Here is a 17,165-nt window from a genome sequence, read left to right on the forward strand (position 1 = left end):
TCATGCAACAATTTTATCTAAACTTGAAAAGGTGGGTGGTCCTGCTACTGCCCCTTTTTATCTCGGCAAATTTATTTGCCCAAACCAATGTTACGGGAGTGGTGCGCGATGACGCCGGGCCTTTACCGGGTGTAACCGTGTTAGTTGTGGGTACAACAACCGGTGTACAAACCAACATAAACGGTGCGTACAGCATTAAAGTGGCTAAGGGTGCAGTGCTTAAATTTTCATCTGTAGGCTATACACCAAAAGAAGTTACCGTGGGCGACAATGCTGTGATCAACGTAACTCTGGCTGCAGGTAAAGGCGAATTAAATGAAGTGGTAGTTACCTCATTTGGTATCAAACGCCAGGAAAAATCCTTGGGTTATGCTACTACCACCATTACAGCGAAGCAATTAACAGAGGCCGGTAATACTAACTTTGCTTCGGCATTGTACGGCAAAGCTCCTGGTGTTAAGATCACTACTGCTCCAGGTGGTTCAAGCAGCGCTGTAAACGTGCAGATCCGCGGTATCAACTCACTTAACTACAACACTCAACCCCTGTATGTTGTAGACGGTGTTATTATCCGCAATAACAGCGAGGCAGGTGCCGGTGGTTCAAATAATGACGGATACTGGTCTGATCAGCGGATCAGGGGTAACGGTATCCTGGATATCAACCCACAGGATATCGAAACGCTTACCGTATTAAAAGGCGCGAGTGCTACAGCGCTTTACGGATCTGATGCTATGAGCGGTGCTATCGTGATCACCACTAAAAAAGGTTCAAAATCAAGAGGCCTTGGTGTTGATTTCAACTATGTAGGTACTGCAGAGCAAGTGGCTTTCACTCCAAATTTTCAAAACGTTTACGGTCCTGGTTATGACCGTGCTACCAACCTTGCAGGTGGTTTTACCGAAGATGGCTGGTTAGCCGATGCTAATTCACCATCAGGATACAGACCACGTTTTAGCTCATACGCGCAATTTGGCCCTAAAATGGAAGGCCAGAAGATCAGGTGGTGGGATGGCGAGATCAGGGATTACACTCCGCAGCCAAATAACTACAAAGATCTATTTCAAACAGGCTATAGCTCAAACGCCAACATCGCTATATCAAACCAAACAGACAACGTTAATTACCGTTTGTCGGCAACCCGTTTGGATTATACCGGTATACAGCGTGGTCAAAAACAACAAAAAAACTCATTTAACTTAAACACTACTGTTAAGTTAAGTAATAAAATTAGCGCGGATATCGTTGCGAGCTATGTAAATACCTTAACTCATAACCGTCCGTATCAGTTAGGCCGTGTTTTAGCCAACTTTGGTGGCTTCTTAAACCGTTCGGAAAAAGCAGATGTGTTGCTGGATAACTATCAGACATCATTAGGTTATAAATACGTAACGCTTGGTAACGCTGCCAGAAACCCGGCTGAGGCTTTTAAATACAATATGAGCGGTGCGGATATTATGGACTTTTTCTGGACACAGTTAAAGAACAGTGAGGATGAAACCGAAAACCGTTTAATCACCAGCGCTACTTTAAACTGGGATGTGCTTAAAAATGTGAAGTTCAGAGGCCGTATCGGCAGTGATTATACCGGCCGCAATACTGAGTCACAACAATATAATGAGTATCCTACTGCATTTAACGGTTCATCAAGCACAGGTTATTACGGTGTTACCAAGGGTCAGTATTCTGTTACTTACGGTGACTTATTGTTAACCTATTCGCCAAAATTGACCAAAGACCTGAGCATGTCTGTTAGTGGTGGTTATACTTCACGCAGCGAAACTTACCGTGACCAATCTTCTGGTACTAATGGTGGTTTGGTTACCGAAAATTTCTTTTCTATCTCTAACTCATACGGTGTGCCAAATACAAGTGCAACCCGTGGTTACCTGAAAAGCCAGGCATTTTTCGGAATCTTGAACTTTAATTACAAAAACTATTTGTTTTTAGAAGGTACCGCACGTAATGAGTCGGCTTCAACACTTCCAACACAAAACAATACCTATTTTTATCCATCGGTAAATGCGGGCTTCATATTTACAGACGCATTTAAAATGCCTGAGTTTATCAGCTATGGAAAATTAAGGGCTTCATATGGTGTGGTTGGTAACAAAGCACCAAGATATGTTCCTAACGTGTTGTATAACCAATCATCATTACAAACACAAAATGGTTCAGTAACGCAGCTTACTTTTGATGCTACTTATGGTAACCTGCAGTTAAAACCAGAGATGAAATACGAACAGGAATATGGCCTGGAGGCTCGTTTCCTGAAAGACCGCTTAGGTTTGGATTTCACTTACTACAACAACCAGGTTAAAAATGTAATTATGGCGCTTAACGTTGCGCCAACAACAGGTGCTTCGAGCTTATTAGCCAATGCTGCAACCTTACACAGCGATGGTTTGGAAGTTGGTTTCAGCGGTAAACCGATAACCGGGAAATTTAACTGGGATGTGCGTTTAAACTTTGCTATTAACCACTCTAAAGTAAATAACCTCGCACCAGGTTTTGATAGGCTTACCTTCTACACAGGCGATCAATCTGCATTATTGGTTGTTGCCCAGCCAAACCAACCTATAGGTAATATATTGGTTTACCCGATAGCCAAAGACGCTAATGGTAACAAGATTGTAAACAGTGATGGTTTATACACTATTGATAAATCGAAATATGTGAACGTAGGTAATATACAGCCTAAAATTGTAGGTGGTATTGCCAACACTTTCAATTACAAAGGTTTCTCTCTTGATGTATTGGTTGATTACCGTTTTGGCGGTAAAATGGTGTCAAACCCATTAAAATATGGTACTGCTGCAGGTATGTACGAAAGTACTTTACAGTATCGTGATGCTGCTCATGGCGGTTTAGCTTATTACATTGATGGCAATGGCGGTAAACATTTAGGAACTGCTCCAAACGGTGGCAAAACCTATAACGACGGTGTTATATTACCGGGTGTAAATGAAAACGGAGAGAAAAACACTACGATTGTTGACGCTGCTTCATACTACCTGAATACTTATGACTGGGGTGAAAACTCTGTAAACGAGAATGCAGTATTTAAAAACAACTATGTGAAATTGCGCGAAGTTGTGTTGGGATACAGATTGCCTGCAAGCGTGAACAAAGCACTGCACCTTAATAATTTAAGGTTCTCTTTAGTAGGAAGAAACTTATTGTATGTATACCGCACGCTTAAAAACCTTGATCCTGAAGCTCCGATTGGCGACAAGTGGTACAGGCAAGGTGTTGATGAAGGTTCATCACCAGCTACAAGAAGCTTTGGATTCTCATTAAACGCGAACTTTTAATAGCACAAGTCATTAAATTATGAAAAAGAATTTTAAACATATAGGATACGCGTTTTTGCTTGCTTTATCATTGGGAAGCTGCAAAAAAAGCATCGACGAAAAATTTAACAACCCGGAAAAAACGGCTGTTGTAACTATCCCGTACATGTTTACCGGGATGTTAAATAATACCAGGGTAAGGGCCGAATACTGGCACTACAGAACGTTTGTACTAACTGCTACAGCTGATTTTTCACAAACCTGTTTCCTGCCTAATACCAATACCGTTTATCAGCCTAATGATGGCTATATGGGTAACCGCTGGGAGGATTTTTATCATCCAAATGGTTCGGCCAATGGTGTAATGGCTTTATACCGCACCATGGAAGTTACCTACAACCAAATGTCGGCTACAGATAAGGCAAATAATGATGTGATCATGAATGCTGCCCGGGTGGTTTTATATGATCAGGCATCAGAAATGGTTGATTGCTGGGGTGATATCCCATTCAGCGAGGCAGGAAGCCTTGAAACAAGCGCTGCTGTGAAAAACCCTAAATTTGATGACCAGATAGCGCTTTACAAAAGCTTCATCGCTGGTTTGGAAGCTGCTTCAACATATTTTAAAACTGCTACTTTATCTGGCCAGTCAAGCAAAGCATTTACACAACAGGATATCTTGTTAGGTGGCAGTGTTGATAAATGGAGGAGGTATGCTAACTCCATCCGTTTGCGTATGCTGATGCGTATGTCTTTTTATGACGAGAGCTGGTTCAAAAGCTGAGGTAGCCAAAATGCTGGCTGATCCAACATCATATCCATTGATTGATGGAGGTAATACTGCGGCTTACAGCCCGGCAGCTACCGACGTTTTACTAACACCGTTAACTACTTACACTGGATCGTTGCAAAATGCGCTTACCGAAGGTGGCAGTAACTATGCGCCAGATTACCTGTTAAATACCGTATTGTTACCGGCTAATGATCCAAGGATCCCAGTATTGTACGATAAAAACGGTAATAAAACCTACCAGGCTATGCCGGTAACTTTTACAAGCGAACAGGCATCTTCTGAAGCTGCAAAATATTCGGTAGTTGATTCAACCACTTTCTTAACCAATAACAAACTTCCGGGTATCGTAATAACCGCACCTGAGGTTAACTTCCTGAAAGCTGAGGCTTTTGAGCGTTGGGGTGGTGGTGATGCTAAAGCAGCATACGAAACTGCGGTTAGCCAGTCTGTTTACTATTATTTTTATTTGAACAGCTTGGGCACCGGTAGTAAACCAACTTTAAACGCAGCTGATATTTCCACTTTATTAAGTTCGGCTTCAGTATCTTATACAGGTACACAAACCCAAAAACTGGCAAAAATATGGACACAGAAATGGGCGCATTTCGGCTTTATGCAAGGCACCCAGGCCTGGAGCGAATACAGGCGTACAAAATATCCGGTATTGAATTTCCCAACTACAGGTAAACTTTCTAACTATACTACGCCGCCAACCCGGTTAGTATATCCAAGTATCGAAACTGGCTTTAACAGTCATTATAATGATGTAAAGGCAAAAGATACCCGTACAACAAAGATCTTCTGGGATGTGAAATGAGATGCCAGATAATAGTTGATTGAGGAGCCGCCCGCGTTTGTGGGCGGCTTTTTTTATGTATAAATATTTTTTTCTATGCGCGATACGTGCAAAAGCAAATCATGTGCCCCGCCCGGATAGTAATCATCAATAAACACTCTATCTGACTTTCAGAATTGTGGAGCGATGTGAATAGCCCGCATTGGTTCTTAAGGCGGCTATTCGGTGGGTAAGATAAAACTTTAATTTACTCCCCCATCGCTTTCCTTTTGATACGAATTGATGGCAACCGCTGACCGACAACAAAATACCGATTCAAATGATATGGGCAGGAAAACCCTATCCCTTCGATTATGAGGCAATAGCCAGTTTTGATAAGATCGTAAACTTAGGTAAGTATTACCCAAACTGCGCGATTTTAGCCGGTTATGAATTGCGTTTATCACGACTGCTTAAACAAGGGGCAGATGTCTGGCTCAATAGGCCGCGGCTGACCCATGAAGTTTCAGGTACGAGCGGGATGTCGGTGGCAAAGAACGGATGTATTAATGTTTCGATTCCTGATGGCTGGTTTCCGGAATTCGTTGTGGATAGGGTGAATGGTTTTGTTGTTCCTAACACTCAAATTAGTGAACATGAATTTCAACGGGATAAAACCGATGCCCATAACCTGTATAACTTGTTGTAAAAAACGGTCATCCTGCTGTATTATAATCATCCCGATCAGTAGCTCAGTATGATCACAGCCAGCATGCAGGGTATATTGCCTCGTTTTGACAGCAATCGGATGGCAGATGAGCGCTACACAGCTTTATACCACCCTGCCTCAATCCTAACGTCCATAGTTCAACTAAAGACAAAAATCATCTTAATTCCTGATAATGAGCATTTATTTAATAGTTAATCTCCCTGAACTTTATAATCAGATTAACTAAATCATTGGTTTTTGCCAGATGCTGGAGAGAATGAGTACACCAGGGTGAATGCTATTTCCAATCCTATTTTTTGATTTAGCATTACCGGTCAAAACGAGATGAGAGTCCGCTGGGACGTAAATACTTGTACCTGGCAGCGTAGGTAACAAATGTTACCGTTTAACTTTTTTGCTGAAACTACTTTTGTTAAAAACTAAATTGATGAACAAAATAAAGCAATTGATCAAATGGGCACTGATGCTCTATATAGGAATACCAGGCTTCCTCGCAATAGCGCAAGCGCAGGACATCCACCAAAAGCTAAGCCTGAATGAAGCCATTTTGGCAGCTTTAGCCAATAACAAAGCTATTCGAGTGGCTGGTCTGGACGAGCGTATTGCGGAGTCAAATTTCAACCAGACCCAGGCGATCTTTCTGCCGCAGGTTGATCTCTCTTATACAGCTATGAGCACAAACAATCCGCTCAGCGCTTTTGGTTTTAAACTGCAGCAGCGCAGCATTACTCAAAACGATTTTAATCCTGCTTTTTTAAACCATCCTTCTGCAACACCAGATTATATGGCACAAGTGGAGGTCAAACAACCCCTGCTCAACATTGATATGCTATACATGCGTAAAGGTGCTGAAAAACAAACCGAAATTTACCGGTATAAGACACAGCGCACCCAGGAGTACACTACTTTCGAAATCACGAAAGCGTTTTTGCAGCTGCAACTGGCCTACCAGGCGGAGAAAGTTTTGACGGAAGCAAGACAAACAGCAAAGTCTGTATATACCTTCACCGAAAATCACTTTAAACAAGGGTTGATCCAAAAGTCGGACTTATTGAATGCCCAAGTGCATGTAACCTCGGTTGAAAGTAACCTGGCAAAAGCAAGAAGCAGTATCCTTAACGCTTCTGATTACCTCAGCCTGTTAATGGGGCAGCCGACCGGGAAAATTTACAGCATCGCTGATGAGCCGCAAACAAACTTGTCAGTTATCGACAGCACGCAAAAGATATTCGCTAACCGGTCAGACTTTATGGCCATGCAGAAAGCAATTGATGCATCCGGCCTGATGATCAAATCGAGCCAGATGAGTTACCTGCCAAAGCTGAATGCCTTTGGCAATTACCAGTATAACGACAGCCGTTTAACCGGGTTCGGTGCTAAAGCTTACCTGGTCGGTATACAGTTATCGTGGAACGTTTTTAACGGGAATAAGACCAAACATGTTATTGCCGCACAAAAACTGGAGCGTGACAAACTTACCATGCAGTTAGCTCAGCAAAAAGACCAGAGCCAATTGGAGCTTGACAAAGCTTACCGCGACCTGTCCGATGCACAATTTGAAATGGGCCAGGACCAGGCCGCGATAGAACAGGCAGCCGAGGCCCTGAGAATCTTACAGAACCGTTACCAGCAAGGGCTGGTCAATACCACAGATATATTGACTTCAGATACGCAGTTGTCCCAATTGAAATTTTCGCTTGCACAGGCGCGGTTTACTGCAGATGTGACTAACGCCTATATCACATTATTAACAACAACGACCACCAAATAAACCATCAGATATGAACTTGCCGATCCATAAAAACAGGACTTTACAGCTATTTGCAACGATAGGTTTGCTGCTTATTAGCTCCTGTTCTTCCAACGAAAAAAAGACACATACGCCGGTGCAGATACCGCCATTTTTGTTACGGTAAGCCAACCTTCGGCCGATGCCAACCAGGGATTGACGGTAAGCGGACAAGTAGAAGCCAGTCAAACAGCCAATATCAGCACCAGGGTCATGGGCTATATCACGAAGATCAATGTTAAAGTGGGCGACCGGGTGAATAAAGGGCAAACGCTGGCGACTATCAGCAATGACGATATCCTGGCGAAACGGGCCCAGGCCGATGCGATGATAACAGAAGCTGAAGCTGGTTTTAAGAACGCACAAAAGGACTATGACCGCTTTAACGCATTGTATAAACAGCAAAGTGCTTCAGCTAAGGAACTCGACAATATTACACTGCAATACAGTTCGGCAAAAGCACGATTGGAAGCAGCAAAACAACAACGTAATGAGGTAAACGCCACGCTCAGTTACACCAGCCTGACCGCTCCTTTTTCAGGAACCGTAACTCAGAAAATGATGGATGCCGGTAGCATGGCCACCCCCGGAATGCCACTATTGACCATTGAACAAAGCGGGAGCTACCAGGTGAGCGCAACTGTGCCTGAAAGCGAGATCAGCCTAATAAAAAAAGATGCGCAGGTAACGATAAATGTCGATGCGATTCATAAAGTGATTAATGGCAAAATAACGCAAATCAACCAGTCTTCTGAAAACAGCGGCGGCCAGTATATGATCAAAGTAAATATCCCAGATAACGAAAAGCAAGGCTTGTTTGCCGGCATGTACGCCAATGTGGCCATCCCGTTACCATCGCCAATAAAAACCGACAATACTGGTAGTCAGTTGATGGTTCCGGTATCGGCTATCGAATATAGGGACCAATTAACTGGCTTATACACCATTGGCAGTAACCATACCGCCTTGCTTCGCTGGGTAAGGCTGGGCAAAGCGCAGGGTAACCAGGTAGAAGTATTAAGCGGAATGGCTTCAAATGAGCAATTTATTGTCAGCGCAGAAGGCAGATTGTATAACGGTGTAGCTGTTAAAATAAAATAAGAACATGAAAGACGGATTTGCAGGAAATATTGCTAAGGCATTTATACAGTCGAAATTGACCATACTGTTGATGATCGCCTTTTTACTCATTGGTGGTTACAGCACCTTCTTAATTCCGCGCGAGGAAGAGCCACAGATACAGGTACCGATGGCCGATATTTTTATCGGGTACCCCGGTGCCTCCCCCAAAGATGTGGAAACCAAAGTTGCGGCACCAATTGAAAAAATGATCTCGAATATCAAAGGCGTAGAATACGTTTATTCAACTTCTATGCAGGGACAAGCCATGGTGATCGTGCAGTTTAACGTGGGCGAAGATGTGGAGCGTTCATTAGTAAAGCTTTACAGCGAGCTATTGAAGAATATGGATAAAATGCCGCAAGGCGTTACGCTGCCATTGATCAAGACCAGGGCCATTGATGATGTGCCGGTATTAGGGTTAACGTTATGGAGTGATAAATATGACGATTACCAGCTGAAACAGATGGGACAGGAGTTGGCTAACGAGATCAAGAAAATCAACGATGTATCTGATGTCAATATCATCGGCGGCCGTAACCGCGAGGTAAAAGTATTGCTGGATAAAAGTAAGATGGCCGAAAGCCATGTGGACTTTTTGTCGTTGAGCAAACAAATTCAGGGTAGTAATATGCAATTACCAGGTGGCACACTGCTGCAAAAAGATACTGCCTTTTCCGTCGAAACCGGGAATTTTCTCACTTCATCAGATGATGTTGGCAATTTGGTGGTAGGTATTAACCAGCAGCAGCCGGTTTATCTGAAACAGATAGCCAAAGTTGATGAGGGTGCGGAAACGCCGAATCAGTATGTGCTGTTTGGTTATGGGAAAGCGGATACTAAAAATGTTCAAGCCTTTAAATCGAATTACCCGGCTGTCACCCTATCTGTCGCCAAAAAGAAAGGCGCGGATGCCATGAAATTGTCTGAACAGATCCTTGGTAAGGTGGAGCATTTAAAAGCAAGTTTATTGCCTGATGATGTGCATCTAACCGTCACCCGTAATTATGGCGAAAGCGCGTCAGACAAGGTGGGGGAATTACTGCTTCACCTGTTTATCGCCATCGTGGTGGTAACCGTATTTGTAATGCTGGCGATGGGCTGGCGAGGTGGATTAGTTGTATTTCTTTCTGTGCCGGTAACCTTCGCGCTTACGTTGTTTGCCTACTACCTTATGCATTACACGCTTAACCGAATTACCTTGTTCGCTTTGGTGTTTATTACGGGTATCGTTGTAGATGATTCTATTATCGTCGCCGAAAATATGCACCGGCACTTTAAAATGAAAAAATTGCCGCCATTGCAGGCCGCCATCTATGCCATTAACGAGGTGGGTAATCCTACCATACTGGCAACCTTCACTGTAATTGCAGCTGTATTGCCAATGGCTTTTGTATCCGGTATGATGGGGCCTTATATGAGCCCAATGCCTATAGGAGCCTCAATCGCTATGATCTTATCGCTGATAGTTGCTTTGACATTAACCCCCTACCTGGGTTACATCTTTTTACGCGAGAAAGAGAAGCATGGTATCGCTGACGAAGAAAGCAAACCAAAATTACTGGAAGAAACCCGCATCTATAAAATATACCGCTCATTTATACGGCCTTTACTCGAAACCCGCTGGAAACGCTGGGCATTTATACTAAGCATCGTGGTGATCCTGTTCGCATCGTTATCGATGTTCTACACCAAGGCGGTGGCCGTTAAAATGCTGCCATTTGATAATAAGAATGAATTTCAGGTAGTGGTTGATATGCCGGAAGGAACCACTCTCGAAAAGACACAGGCCGTAGCAAAAGATATAGGATCCTATGTATCCAGACAAGTACTTGTCAGGAATTATGAAACCTACATCGGCACTTCTGCCCCGATCAGCTTCAACGGGTTGGTGCGCCATTATGATCTGCGCCGGGGAGACAATGTTGCCGATATACAGGTTAACCTGGTTGATAAAAATGACCGCAGCATCCAAAGTCACGACATCGCCAAAGAAATGCGTGGTCCAATACAGGAAATTGCCAAAAAATATAATGCCAATGTGAAGATCGTGGAAGTTCCCCGGGTCCGCCGGTGTTGTCAACCTTGGTGGCTGAAATTTACGGGCCTGATTATAAGGAGCAGATCAAAGTGGCCAGGCAGGTAACAACTTTAATGAATAAAACCTCCAATGTGGTAGACGTGGACTGGATGGTCGAAGACGACCAGCCGGAATATCATATTGAAGTGAATAAGGAAAAAGCAATGCGTTATGGTATCGCTACGGCACAAATAGCTGCAACGGTTAACGCCGGGCTGTCGGGTATGCCGGTTGGCAATACAGCCCAGCCCGCTGCTTATAACCAAACCGCAATTAAGCTACAGTTGAGCGACGCCGATAAGAGCAATATAGATGATGTGCTGAACCTAAAGGTGATTGGGATGCAGGGGAACGCAGTACCCGTAAAGGACCTGGTTACCGTAACGCGGCAGACCAAACCGAAAAGCATATACCGTAAAAATCAAAAAGAAGTAGTTTATGTACTGGGTGATATGGCCGGTGACCTGGAAAGTCCATCTTATGCTATTTCGGATATTTCTGACCACCTGAAGTCGGTGACCGTTCCCAAAGGCTTTTCGCTAAAAGAGGAATACACTCATCAGCCGGAACTGGAGGATAATTACAGCCTGAAATGGGATGGAGAATGGCAGATCACTTTTGAAGTATTTCGCGACCTGGGTATCGCTTTCGCCGTAGTAATCATCATGATCTATATCCTGATCGTAGGTTGGTTTCAGAATTTTACGGTGCCGCTGGTGATGCTTGCTGCGATACCGCTTTCATTGATAGGTATCGTGTTAGGCCACTGGATGCTGCACGCTTATTTTACCGCAACCTCCATGATTGGTTTTATAGCCCTCGCCGGTGTGATGGTGCGTAACTCTATCTTACTGATCGACTTTATCAATATCAGGCTGGATGAGGGCATCCCGCTCAAACAAGCCATTATCGAAGCTGGTGCGGTACGGACTACGCCTATATTACTAACAGCCGGCGCAGTGGCCTTAGGCGCAGTGATCATTCTGTTCGACCCGATCTTTCAGGGGCTTGCTATCTCGCTGATGGGCGGTACGATCACTTCCACCTTCCTAACCCTGATCGTGGTGCCCTTATTATATTTCAAAATGATGCGTAAAACTCATCTTAATCCTAAAAAATCTGCGTCATGAAACTATTGGTCGTAACCTGTCTAAAAGAATGTCTGGGCGACATTTCAAAAATATTTAAAGAGGCAAACATTGATGTTTTTAGTACCAGCGAAATCATAGGACAGAAGCAAGGTAAAGGGACTAATTTTTTGGAAGATTGGTTTGCCAGCGGCGATGAAAAAGTTGAGTCAATGATGATCTTCACGTTTACGCCGTCGGCAAATGCGAAACAGGGGATGGAACTCATTAAAATTTATAACAAAACGCATGATAATAATTCCCCCATCAGGACATTCATCATGCCGGTAGAGAAATTTCTATAACCTAAAAGAACATGAAAGAAAGAATTGTACGTGCCGTTGCCGGCACTATGGTGTTAACCAGTATCATATTGGCCTACACAATAAATATCCAGTGGTTATGGCTGGGTGTTTTTGTCGGACTTAATTTAGTCCAGTCCGCTTTTACGAGGTTTTGTCCTTTGGAATTGATCTTAAAGGCAGTAGGCGTCAAAGATTGATAACGGGATGGTTTGTAATGGATCGTTCAAATCTGTCCCCTGTTAGTGCTAATCATCCGATAAGTGATGAACATCATGAATGAGGCTATTGACGGTCATTATTTGTTTATTATAACAAAGGTAAATTGGCTTTCTGATCAATACAAAATGGAAACAACCGATGGAAGCACATTATTATAACGTAGAAGTTAACTGGAATACAGAACGCAAAGGCATGATGTGTTCCCCCGAGTTAAACCGGGATGCCGGCAGTTGCATTGAAGTTGCGACACCCCCGAGTTTCCGAAAGGGGTTCCCGGGATCTGGTCGCCCGAGCATTTGTTCACGGCCGCCGTGAGTAGCTGTTTAATGACCACCTTCTTAGCCATTGCAGAAAATTCGAAACTCTCATTTGTGAGCTTCAGCTGCAATTCGAAAGGGAAACTCGAACAGGTGGACGGGAAATTCATGATGACCGAGGTTATTCTTGAGCCCACGGTAACCATCGCTGATGAAAAAGACAGGGAAAGAGCCGAAAGGGTGTTGCAAAAATCAGAAACGGCCTGTCTCATCTCCAATTCAGTCAGGTCAAAGATCATCATGACCCCATTAATCAAAGTTCTCAACATTTAAATTAATTTGTATGTCAAAACCTCATATCATTATCCTCGGCTGCAATTTTGCCGGGCTTACAACAGCCAGATATATTCATGCTGCTGTAAAGGACAAGGCGAACATTACCATCATTGATCGTAAAGCATTGCTCACCTTTGTTCCCAATATCCCTATGCAGGTTTTGGCCAATATCAACCCGGCAATCGACCTGCAATATAAATTCATGTCGTACCTGGAACATGACGGAAGTGAATTTATCCAGGCGGAGGTTACTACTATTGATGCCGATACCAACACCGTATTTTACCAGCCGAACGAGCGGCCCGGTCACCCAGTAAGAAAAATAAAGTATGATTACCTGGTTGTTGCGCTGGGTAACCGCCTGGCTTACGATGCGGTGGACGGTTTTAATGAGAACGGACATAGCGTTACGGACGCTTTTTTGGGTAACCGGCTGAGAAATTACCTGCATAAGGAATACAAAGGGGGGCCTATAGCGCTCACCTCTGATATTTTTCACCAGGGTAAGAGCTGGAAGCTGCCATCCGGCTTGCCTATAGCCATGACTGCATGCGAAGGCCCGCCTGTTGAACTTGCATTTTCATTGGCACACTGGTTGGAAAAAAATCAAAAAGGCAATGCCGAAACAATTTATCTATCAACTCCTGCAAAAGTAATTGCGGAAGATGCAGGAGAAACGATATTGCATCAGCTATTACCCATGATGGCAAAAATGGGCTACCATTACCAAGCAAATACAAATGGTATCAAAAAGGTTTATAACGGCGGTATCGAGTTTAACGATGGTCTCGTCACAGGAAGCAGAGGTATCTATCATTTTCCCCGACTGGCAGGCACATTCCTTTTTAAAGGAATTGCCTTTTACCGATGATATGGGTTTTGTCGTCACCGATCTGTATATGCGCAATCCCGATTATCAGAATATTTTCGCGGTTGGTGACGCCGCTGCAATTACCGTTCCTAAGATCGGGTCACTGGGCCACATGGAAGCCGAGGTATTGGCTAACGCTATAGCGAAAGAATTAGGCGCCATTAAGGGAGATATTGAACCTATGGAATTTGAACTGCTGTGCATGGGTGATATGGGTGGCATAAAAGGTTTTTACATGCGTACCAATGAATGGTGGGGCGGTAAGGAAAGCCACCTGGAGATGGGCATTACACCTTACGCCCTGAAAATGGGCTTTAAGCAAATGTATTATACCCTGGGCGGGAAAATTCCGCAATGGGGGCTGGCATTAAGTGAAATGATTGGGGATCATACTGTTCTATAAAGATATAATAATGCCTTTAACTATGAAGTAGATATTAAAAAGGCAGTCGTTGAAAATCGAATGTAACATTTGTTACCGTTGCTAAAGCTGATTCGAGGGATCTTTGTGTGATCATTAGATACTTAACCATCATTAAAATGGAAGAGAAGCAAGAAAAGGCGCTGGCGATGTGGCCGGCCATTGTCAAAGCCAAATGCCCTAAATGTCGGATCGGAGATATTTATACCAGCCCTTTATATAGTTTAAGCGGCCAGAAAATGCACATCAATTGCCCGCATTGCGGGATGACCTATGAACGGGAACCGGGATATTTCTATGGTGCTATGTATGTAAGTTACGCTTTTATCGTGGCCGAACTGGTAGCCCTGGCCATTGGTACATCCATCATAACAGGAAGCGATAACCCCTGGTTGTACATTATCGTTTTATTGGGTGTTGTTGGCCTGCTTGCCCCTTTCAACATGAGATACTCAAGGGTTATCCTGCTCCATTGGTTGACTCCAGGCCTCCATTATCATCCGGATTTAAGTGCCGGTCATTAATATGAGGTTATGAAAAATACGATACTGTACAATTGGACCTTGGGCCGCAGGCTTTGGGTCATTATCGGCTTAGTGATCATTACGGAAGGGATTTTCAAAAAAGATTTAGTAAGCTTTATCGGAGGCTTGATTTATACCGGGATAGGGGTATTTAACAAAACGCTGTGTTCAACCGGCTTGTGTTCGTTTTCTCTTAAAATAATAGAAACTCCAACCGACGACAATGGCACCAAACAAATAGAAAATTAATATGAATTTATTTAAGCAGTTATTTGGCGGCTCGCCGTCTGTTGACCTGGAAAGTCTAATCAAAGATGGCGCATTTTTAGTTGATGTACGCACTCCCGGTGAGTTTGCAGGTGGCCACGCTAAAGGGTCTGTCAATATTCCTTTAGACCAGTTACCGCAACAACTTTCCAGGTTAAGGAATAAGAAAAGCATCATTGTTTGCTGTCAAAGCGGAGGCAGGAGCGGGCAGGCAAAAGGAATACTGGAAAAAAACGGGATAACCAATGTCATCAATGGCGGAAACTGGAATAATGTAGCGCAATACTGTTAACTTAGCTACATGGATGAATCTGCCAATTTTGCTTTTCAGTTTGAACCCGCGCTGATAGAAGAAATTGAGACGTTTGGTGAATTACGCTCATTCAAAGACGGTGATATCATTATGGATTACGGAAAATACATCCGTATGATGCCCCTCGTAGTAAAAGGTACATTAAAGGTATTGAAAAAGGATGATAATGGCAACGAGATATTGCTATATTATCTATCCAGCAGCGAAACCTGCTCTATGGCATACAGTTGTTGCCTGGAAGAAAAAAAGAGCGAAGTTAAAGCCATCGCTGAAGGGGACCTTCAGATCATAGCCATTCCGCATAACAAGTTGGATGAATGGCTATGCAAATACCCCAGCTGGAAAAATTATATCATGCGGAGCTTTAATGAGCGTTTTTCAGAATTGTTAAAATCTATAGAAAGTATCGCGTTTCATAAGCTGGACGACAGACTGATCGCTTATTTGAAAGAAAAGAAGAGATTATCAGGTTCCAATCTGATTAAAGCCTCCCACTACCAGATTGCCGATGAGCTGGCCACTTCCAGGGTAGTTATTTCACGCCTCCTAAAAATCCTTGAAAATAACGGGAAGATTTTACTATATCGCAACGAGATCAAGTTATTAAATAATTTCGACGCTTAATTATTCCAGCCCAACATTGTTCTTAATAAAGATCCCGACATTTTATTTAAATAAGACCAGGATCATCTTTCTATGTAACATTTGTCACCAACCAATACTTTTATATAGGTTAATTTTATTAAAAAATTAATGCAATGAAAAAGAACATGGGTACGCTTGACCGTTCTTTACGGATCCTTGCGGCGCTTGCAATAGCGATCTTATACTATAAGGGTGTTCTGTCAGGGACGCTTGCAATTATTCTGCTGGCCCTTGCCGCTATCTTCATTTTAACAGGGTTTGTCAGTTTTTGTCCATTGTATTACCCCTTCAAGATCAGCACAAGGAAAACTGGCGCCTAACTTAAAAACTTTCTGCCGGTTTAATCCGAGCGAAAAGACAGAACGTGATAGCTTTAAGGCAGCGTGAATCACCCCAGCTATCGGAATTTTGAATTTCCATATTCGGATCACAGGTTCACTTATTAATACATATCATGCATAAAATAGCGTCTATTCATTCTGTTGCCTAAGGTGTAGAGTTTTTCTGGCTTACCATTTAACCCATTTTTTAAGCGTTCGGCAGTGATCGCTGCTTTCTGGGCTGTCAGGCTTTCGTGAGCTGCATAAACCATTTGCCTGCAATGTGTCCAGATATGCGTTGAATACCCGGACAGATTCTTTTATGCCTTTTAAGCGACCTGCTTTACTGTTCCATTGCGAGAGTTCAGAGGTTCTTGATGATGTGGTTTCCGCCCGTTTTCAGTTCACTGTAACGCGCAGGTAAATTGGTCCTGGGCCTTCTTTGTAGTTCTTTGGTTTCTTCAAATAGAAGAGCAAGCTGAAATTAGTTTTCATGTTAGATAACATTAAAAAGTGAAACAAAACTAAGTTTGCAACTAATCACAAAGAGGTTAATTATTTAATGTTTTGATATTCAATATGATGTATTTTATCTGGTGAGTGAATAAAAATATCAGATTTACTCACCTTATCGCTCTGCTTTTGATGCGAATTGATGGCAATTTGGAGTATTTTAAATAAAAGCAAAAGCCTTCAATCGTTTGATTTTCAGGCTTTTGAATAATTTAATATCAAAATCAGCGGAGAGGGAGGGATTCGAACCCTCGATACCCTTTTGGAGTATACACACTTTCCAGGCGTGCTCTTTCGACCACTCAGACACCTCTCCGAGTAAATGCGGATTGCAAAGGTAAAATATTTGCCCTTACTATCAATAAAAAAGCGAAGCCCGTTTTAACCGGCTTCGCTTTCACAAAAACTTAACTCTACTTATAAAAATTGCACTCGCACAAGTATGACAGTTATGGCGTGCTTTGGTTT

General features: G+C 43.1%; 18 protein-coding genes and 1 tRNA gene. 18 read left to right on the forward strand and 1 reads right to left on the reverse strand.

What is annotated here, in order from left to right; all coding sequences use genetic code 11:
• The first annotated feature begins 23 nt into the window (after positions 1–23).
• From ACRQ5D_RS11910 to ACRQ5D_RS11995, 18 genes are all read left to right on the forward strand, one after another.
• Positions 24–3,314, forward strand: a complete 3,291-nt coding sequence (locus tag ACRQ5D_RS11910; protein WP_432329041.1) for a SusC/RagA family TonB-linked outer membrane protein — start codon at positions 24–26, stop codon at positions 3,312–3,314.
• A gap of 19 nt (positions 3,315–3,333) precedes the next feature.
• Complete coding sequence (locus ACRQ5D_RS11915; protein ID WP_432329042.1) at positions 3,334–4,077, forward strand: SusD/RagB family nutrient-binding outer membrane lipoprotein; 744 nt, start codon at positions 3,334–3,336, stop codon at positions 4,075–4,077.
• A complete protein-coding gene (locus tag ACRQ5D_RS11920; protein ID WP_432329044.1) occupies positions 4,052–4,903 on the forward strand; it encodes a SusD/RagB family nutrient-binding outer membrane lipoprotein in 852 nt (283 codons plus the stop codon). Before ACRQ5D_RS11915 ends, ACRQ5D_RS11920 begins: the two co-directional genes overlap by 26 nt.
• A 298-nt stretch (positions 4,904–5,201) precedes the next feature.
• Positions 5,202–5,570 (forward strand): hypothetical protein, encoded by a 369-nt coding sequence (locus tag ACRQ5D_RS11925; RefSeq protein WP_091175568.1) that lies wholly within the window; start codon positions 5,202–5,204, stop codon positions 5,568–5,570.
• Between the two features lie 448 nt (positions 5,571–6,018).
• Complete coding sequence (locus tag ACRQ5D_RS11930; protein ID WP_091175565.1) at positions 6,019–7,362, forward strand: TolC family protein; 1,344 nt, start codon at positions 6,019–6,021, stop codon at positions 7,360–7,362.
• Positions 7,363–7,536: 174 nt separating this feature from the next.
• Positions 7,537–8,481 carry an efflux RND transporter periplasmic adaptor subunit gene (locus tag ACRQ5D_RS11935; RefSeq protein ID WP_431199697.1) on the forward strand — a complete coding sequence of 315 codons (945 nt, stop codon included), beginning with the start codon at positions 7,537–7,539 and terminating at the stop codon, positions 8,479–8,481.
• A gap of 4 nt (positions 8,482–8,485) precedes the next feature.
• The gene (locus ACRQ5D_RS11940; protein ID WP_431199698.1) at positions 8,486–10,645 is read left to right on the forward strand and encodes an efflux RND transporter permease subunit; all 2,160 of its coding nucleotides are present in this window, start codon (positions 8,486–8,488) and stop codon (positions 10,643–10,645) included.
• Positions 10,588–11,709, forward strand: a complete 1,122-nt coding sequence (locus tag ACRQ5D_RS11945; protein WP_431199699.1) for an efflux RND transporter permease subunit — start codon at positions 10,588–10,590, stop codon at positions 11,707–11,709. The genes ACRQ5D_RS11940 and ACRQ5D_RS11945 overlap by 58 nt, the downstream gene beginning before the upstream one ends.
• A complete protein-coding gene (locus ACRQ5D_RS11950; protein WP_432329047.1) occupies positions 11,706–12,011 on the forward strand; it encodes a hypothetical protein in 306 nt (101 codons plus the stop codon). The genes ACRQ5D_RS11945 and ACRQ5D_RS11950 overlap by 4 nt, the downstream gene beginning before the upstream one ends.
• Before the next feature lie 11 nt (positions 12,012–12,022).
• Positions 12,023–12,208 carry a YgaP family membrane protein gene (locus tag ACRQ5D_RS11955; RefSeq protein WP_091175555.1) on the forward strand — a complete coding sequence of 62 codons (186 nt, stop codon included), beginning with the start codon at positions 12,023–12,025 and terminating at the stop codon, positions 12,206–12,208.
• Between the two features lie 348 nt (positions 12,209–12,556).
• On the forward strand, positions 12,557–12,820 hold the full coding sequence (locus ACRQ5D_RS11960) for an OsmC family protein (protein WP_432329049.1): 264 nt from the start codon (positions 12,557–12,559) through the stop codon (positions 12,818–12,820).
• Positions 12,821–12,830: 10 nt separating this feature from the next.
• On the forward strand, positions 12,831–13,694 hold the full coding sequence (locus tag ACRQ5D_RS11965) for an FAD-dependent oxidoreductase (RefSeq protein WP_432329051.1): 864 nt from the start codon (positions 12,831–12,833) through the stop codon (positions 13,692–13,694).
• Entirely contained in the window at positions 13,678–14,097 is a 420-nt protein-coding gene (locus ACRQ5D_RS11970) for a hypothetical protein (protein WP_432329052.1), read from the forward strand. Before ACRQ5D_RS11965 ends, ACRQ5D_RS11970 begins: the two co-directional genes overlap by 17 nt.
• Before the next feature lie 137 nt (positions 14,098–14,234).
• Positions 14,235–14,639 (forward strand): DUF983 domain-containing protein, encoded by a 405-nt coding sequence (locus ACRQ5D_RS11975; protein WP_091175547.1) that lies wholly within the window; start codon positions 14,235–14,237, stop codon positions 14,637–14,639.
• A 9-nt stretch (positions 14,640–14,648) separates the two neighbouring features.
• Positions 14,649–14,888, forward strand: coding sequence for a hypothetical protein (locus ACRQ5D_RS11980; RefSeq protein WP_091175544.1), 240 nt, complete (start codon positions 14,649–14,651; stop codon positions 14,886–14,888).
• Position 14,889: 1 nt separating this feature from the next.
• Entirely contained in the window at positions 14,890–15,198 is a 309-nt protein-coding gene (locus ACRQ5D_RS11985; RefSeq protein WP_091175542.1) for a rhodanese-like domain-containing protein, read from the forward strand.
• Between the two features lie 9 nt (positions 15,199–15,207).
• Positions 15,208–15,843: a Crp/Fnr family transcriptional regulator gene (locus tag ACRQ5D_RS11990; RefSeq protein WP_091175539.1), complete on the forward strand. Its 636-nt coding sequence runs from the start codon at positions 15,208–15,210 to the stop codon at positions 15,841–15,843.
• 134 nt (positions 15,844–15,977) lie between these two features.
• Complete coding sequence (locus ACRQ5D_RS11995; protein ID WP_091175536.1) at positions 15,978–16,184, forward strand: YgaP family membrane protein; 207 nt, start codon at positions 15,978–15,980, stop codon at positions 16,182–16,184.
• Between the two features lie 741 nt (positions 16,185–16,925).
• On the opposite strand, the gene ACRQ5D_RS12000 is transcribed toward ACRQ5D_RS11995, so the two are convergent.
• Positions 16,926–17,013: transfer RNA gene (locus tag ACRQ5D_RS12000), tRNA-Ser, on the reverse strand.
• Between the last annotated feature and the right edge of the window lie 152 nt (positions 17,014–17,165).

Source organism: Mucilaginibacter sp. P25, from assembly GCF_050859465.1.
Taxonomy (GTDB): Bacteria; Bacteroidota; Bacteroidia; order Sphingobacteriales; family Sphingobacteriaceae; genus Mucilaginibacter; species Mucilaginibacter gossypii.

Coding starts and splice junctions, on each gene's coding strand:
- ACRQ5D_RS11980 (WP_091175544.1), top strand. CDS start 14,649: ATGAAAAATACGATACTGTACAATTGGACCTTGGGCCGCAGGCTTTGG.
- ACRQ5D_RS11915 (WP_432329042.1), top strand. CDS start 3,334: ATGAAAAAGAATTTTAAACATATAGGATACGCGTTTTTGCTTGCTTTA.
- ACRQ5D_RS11965 (WP_432329051.1), top strand. CDS start 12,831: ATGTCAAAACCTCATATCATTATCCTCGGCTGCAATTTTGCCGGGCTT.
- ACRQ5D_RS11950 (WP_432329047.1), top strand. CDS start 11,706: ATGAAACTATTGGTCGTAACCTGTCTAAAAGAATGTCTGGGCGACATT.
- ACRQ5D_RS11960 (WP_432329049.1), top strand. CDS start 12,557: ATGACCACCTTCTTAGCCATTGCAGAAAATTCGAAACTCTCATTTGTG.
- ACRQ5D_RS11985 (WP_091175542.1), top strand. CDS start 14,890: ATGAATTTATTTAAGCAGTTATTTGGCGGCTCGCCGTCTGTTGACCTG.
- ACRQ5D_RS11955 (WP_091175555.1), top strand. CDS start 12,023: ATGAAAGAAAGAATTGTACGTGCCGTTGCCGGCACTATGGTGTTAACC.
- ACRQ5D_RS11920 (WP_432329044.1), top strand. CDS start 4,052: ATGACGAGAGCTGGTTCAAAAGCTGAGGTAGCCAAAATGCTGGCTGAT.
- ACRQ5D_RS11990 (WP_091175539.1), top strand. CDS start 15,208: ATGGATGAATCTGCCAATTTTGCTTTTCAGTTTGAACCCGCGCTGATA.
- ACRQ5D_RS11995 (WP_091175536.1), top strand. CDS start 15,978: ATGAAAAAGAACATGGGTACGCTTGACCGTTCTTTACGGATCCTTGCG.
- ACRQ5D_RS11925 (WP_091175568.1), top strand. CDS start 5,202: ATGATATGGGCAGGAAAACCCTATCCCTTCGATTATGAGGCAATAGCC.
- ACRQ5D_RS11940 (WP_431199698.1), top strand. CDS start 8,486: ATGAAAGACGGATTTGCAGGAAATATTGCTAAGGCATTTATACAGTCG.
- ACRQ5D_RS11975 (WP_091175547.1), top strand. CDS start 14,235: ATGGAAGAGAAGCAAGAAAAGGCGCTGGCGATGTGGCCGGCCATTGTC.
- ACRQ5D_RS11930 (WP_091175565.1), top strand. CDS start 6,019: ATGAACAAAATAAAGCAATTGATCAAATGGGCACTGATGCTCTATATA.